The organism is Flavobacterium sp., assembly GCF_044341265.1.
GTDB lineage: Bacteria > Bacteroidota > Bacteroidia > Flavobacteriales > Flavobacteriaceae > Flavobacterium.
Genome location: NZ_JBIISA010000066.1, coordinates 1 through 3,793 on the forward strand (window position 1 = coordinate 1; position 3,793 = coordinate 3,793).

3 protein-coding genes are annotated in these 3,793 nt (G+C 28.4%); all 3 read right to left on the reverse strand.

Annotation, left to right across the window (positions count from 1 at the left end):
* Positions 1-395 precede the first annotated feature (395 nt).
* The 3 genes from ACIQ06_RS15990 to ACIQ06_RS16000 all read right to left on the reverse strand — a co-directional run bounded on the left by ACIQ06_RS15990 (position 396) and on the right by ACIQ06_RS16000 (position 3,518).
* On the reverse strand, positions 396-923 hold the full coding sequence (locus tag ACIQ06_RS15990) for a hypothetical protein (RefSeq protein ID WP_396147929.1): 528 nt from the start codon (positions 921-923) through the stop codon (positions 396-398).
* A gap of 247 nt (positions 924-1,170) precedes the next feature.
* The gene (locus ACIQ06_RS15995) at positions 1,171-2,406 is read right to left on the reverse strand and encodes a retropepsin-like aspartic protease (protein WP_396147931.1); all 1,236 of its coding nucleotides are present in this window, start codon (positions 2,404-2,406) and stop codon (positions 1,171-1,173) included.
* Between the two features lie 182 nt (positions 2,407-2,588).
* Positions 2,589-3,518 (reverse strand): alpha/beta hydrolase, encoded by a 930-nt coding sequence (locus ACIQ06_RS16000; protein WP_396147932.1) that lies wholly within the window; start codon positions 3,516-3,518, stop codon positions 2,589-2,591.
* Positions 3,519-3,793 lie beyond the last annotated feature (275 nt).

The following is a 3,793-nucleotide window of genomic DNA, read 5'->3' on the forward strand; positions in this document are numbered from 1 at the left end:
TAATGGACAGTTTGAGATCAAAGCTTACTTTTTGATACTCATTTTTTCGACATGGTTGTTTTTTTGGTGTTTCCATAGGATACTAAAAGTGTTTAATTTTTAGTCAACCTATTTTAGGACGAGAGGTCATATGTAACTGGCTATAACGTATACAGCTTTCCGTCTGTTGCTGCTGCCGGAACTGACCAAAACAAATCTACAAAATTAAATTTAAATATAGGAGTGAAGACATCTGAGTATTTTCCACGAAGATAGAAGCGCAAGCGCAAGCCTATGTTTACTATTGCTACGAAGTCAGGAGACTTCGCAGAGCTGGTTGTTTTTTTATAATTTACGATTTTATTTTTAAAAAATGGTGGTTGTGCAAAAGCTACCGCTGTTAGCAGAAGTTTTTATTAAATTTTCAATGTAAAACTTGACGCTTTCATTTGTTTTAAAAAATAATTTACTCTGATTCCTCCTATATTTACCCAATCTGCCTTGACAATAACGTAATTTTCAGGAATAAAAAAAGATTGCTCAAATTCAAAAGGATGTAAATATTTTCTGAATGCAGGAAAAAAATTATTAGCATCTTTTTTTGATTCAATATTTATTGATGTTATACTTTTTTTACTTTTTTTATTTTTATATATATCGATTTGAAATGTATCTAACCCTTCTTTTTTACTTTCTTTTTTTGTAATTCGATAGTCATATTTTTTAAATCTACTTTTATCAAAATAAAAGACATCGCTTTTTTCATATTCGAAATTAAATTTATCGCCATCTGCACTAACTTTGAAAATATGAATTTTTAAATTTTTTGAATCACATAATTTAGCGAAAAGATTATTTTCAGAATCTCTTCGTACAAATAAATAAAAAGAATCATCCTTTGAATTTACAAAACGAATGTCAACGCTGTTTTCACCTTTTACCAAAATATTATATTGAAATTCATAATCAAATTGATATTCTTGTGCATTGGTAAAAGTACACACAAAAAGCAAAGTATAAAAGAAGTGTTTCATAGTAAATATAATTTCTGCCAACGTTCCCACGCTTTGCACTGTTGCGAACTTCGGAACTGATTATTTTATGTTAAAGATAATATTTCTTGCGAAATGTAAACGTGAATTTACTACAAAATTCGCAATCTTGCCAAACGTGTGTTGGTGGTAGTTTTTTTTAATTCTGAATTTCAACTATTTTTATTTCATTTGTTTCTTTATCTTTCAACTCAATTTTTAAGTTGTCAAAGTCTTTAAAATCATCAAATGACATTCTCATAATTTGACATTTTGTTAATTTATTAAATTCAATGTTGTTGATTTTTACTATTTCATCTCCAACTTTGATTTTATCTTTTAAATTGCTGTCCCAAATTATTCCTATAATGAATTTATCGTTTTCAAAAGAAGGAAAAATACTTTTAAACTTATGATTTACATTAATTTCATTTTGATTGTCGTATTCTTGAAAATAAAACTTCTTTTTCTTGTAATCTAAAGTAAGTTTGCCGTGATTGAGAATTTCGGAACCAATTCTTGAATTACTGCCATAAGTTGTTGTAGCAATTATATTGTCAAAATTAGTTGTTCCGAAGGCAAAATCTTGAATTTTGAATTTATAATGATTGTTCTCTGTTTCATTACCAAATAGACTCATAGAAAAACTACCATTTGAACTTGCAATAATACCTAATAAATCAGATTGACTTGTGTTTTGCAATTCTTCTGGCATTTTCTTTTCATTAATTAATGATAATAATTGATTTAAATTATTTGTTGAAATTGAGTAAAATGAATCATCACCTGAATCAAAGACAACTTCTTCACTAAAGTTTAAATAACCCATTTTCATCTTAACTTTTAGTATTGGAGTGCTTTGAAAATCTTTAAAAATCAATTCATTTTCTTTGATTTTTCCATATTCAAATGATTTATAGTTACTCGAAATGGTGATTTTTTTAGCTTTAAAATCAAATTCAACTACGGAATTTCTCAGAGAATTACTTCCAATTATTCCTTCTACTTTAAAACATTTAAAAAAAGACGTATCTTCAATTTGTAAAGCATAATTATTTAAAAACACTAAACCGTTTATTGAAAATTCAGGTATTTGAATAGCATCAATATTTGCACTTTTACCATTTGCATCTTTAACTTCTGAATTTATAATGTGCTTAAATTTTCCTTCTGATTTAATTTCAGCACTTATTGAGGTAGGTGCACCAGTGTCTAAAATAAATTTCCTTATTTTATTATTGATTTTAACGTCAATGATTATTTTTCCTTTTACATTTTCAAAATCAAATGTAGTATGATATTTCTTTTGTTTTATTTCGCCCACATTTAAAGTATATTTATTTTGAGCGTATAAATTAGCTACAAATAAAAAAAACATCAAAATTGTTATTCTCATAAATTACTTTTTTTCTGCGGTTTTGTTTTAAAATTACCACCAACGTTCCGGCGCTTAGCGAGGTTACGAACTTCGGAACTGATTATTTTCTATCAAAGATAAAATTTATTGCGAAAAGTAAACGTGAATTTACTACAAAATTAGCGATCTTGACAAACGGCTGTTACCTACTGGCTTTGTTATCAGATTTTCTGTAGCCATTTTATTATTTGTTTCGGGTCTGCAATGCTCCAAGAATTAGGATGTCTAACTTTATTCGGCATTCTGTAACCTTTATTTGTTGTCGTTATTAAAACAGCATTTTTGTTACCTAATCTTTGTAACTCATTAATCATTGCTACTTGGTCAAAAATGTTGTTATATGAACAATCATAATTACGTTCTTTTAAGTACCACTGAATGTCAGGTTCTGAAATAATTATTATTGGAATTTTGATTAAGTTTTTTATTGCTTTTTGTGTGCTGTCAGAGAACGAATACGGTGATTGAGAATGATAATTTTCCAATGCTGTTTCTGGTGTTCCGCCCATTTCTTTTTCTATTCGGCTTATCATATAGAAAACTTCATCATTAACTTTTGTAGTGTCTGAAAGTCTTATAACTCTTTTTGCTCCATTATAATAACGTTCCCAATCAAGAATTGGATTAATTGCAAAAATTGCTTTGGGTTTAATTTCATAATTTTCTTGAACTGCTAATTCAGAATATTTTACAGCACAAGTCCCGCCAATTCCAAATCCGCCAATATATAAATCTTTGTCTTTGAGTTGATATTTAGAAACAACAAGATGAATAATTTCTTTTAGTGATTCTTGAGATGCCATATCGCTTCCCCAATATGAAGAGCCTGTCTTTAAAACTGGCATAATTGTTAAAATGCCATTTTTCGAGGCAAATTTTGGAATTTCTGTTTGTGATAATGCACTATTTGGTGAATTTCCAAAACCATCTAACAGTATCATAAACGATTTTATAATTTCATTTTTTGGAAAAACAGCTATGAACATATTTGAGGTGCTGTCTTTTTCATTCAAGTAAACTGTTTCAGTTCTCTGTCCGTAAGATACGTTTGAGATAAAAATTGTCAGTAAAAGTATTATTGTTCTTCTCATTGTTTTTGGTTCTCTTAAGCTTGCAGGTAACGTTAGGCTGCTTCATGAAGTTGCGATGAACCAAGACCAAGCCTTCACAAATATAAAAAAAACTTTAAATTAATAACCTTTTCCATTTCAAATAAATCCCAAGACACGCCATTTCTTGAAACCGTTGTGCATGTTGCACAACTCAAATATACAAAACCTTGTAAATAAATTTGATTTTTTTTAAATTTACTCATGCAAGGAAAAAAGACATTTACACCACAGTTATTTGTATCGGTAAATTTGTT

What these genes read in the sequence shown, in the direction of transcription:
- ACIQ06_RS15995 (WP_396147931.1), bottom strand. Translation starts at nt 2,406, where the DNA reads ATGAGAATAACAATTTTGATGTTTTTTTTATTTGTAGCTAATTTATAC.
- ACIQ06_RS16000 (WP_396147932.1), bottom strand. Translation starts at nt 3,518, where the DNA reads ATGAGAAGAACAATAATACTTTTACTGACAATTTTTATCTCAAACGTA.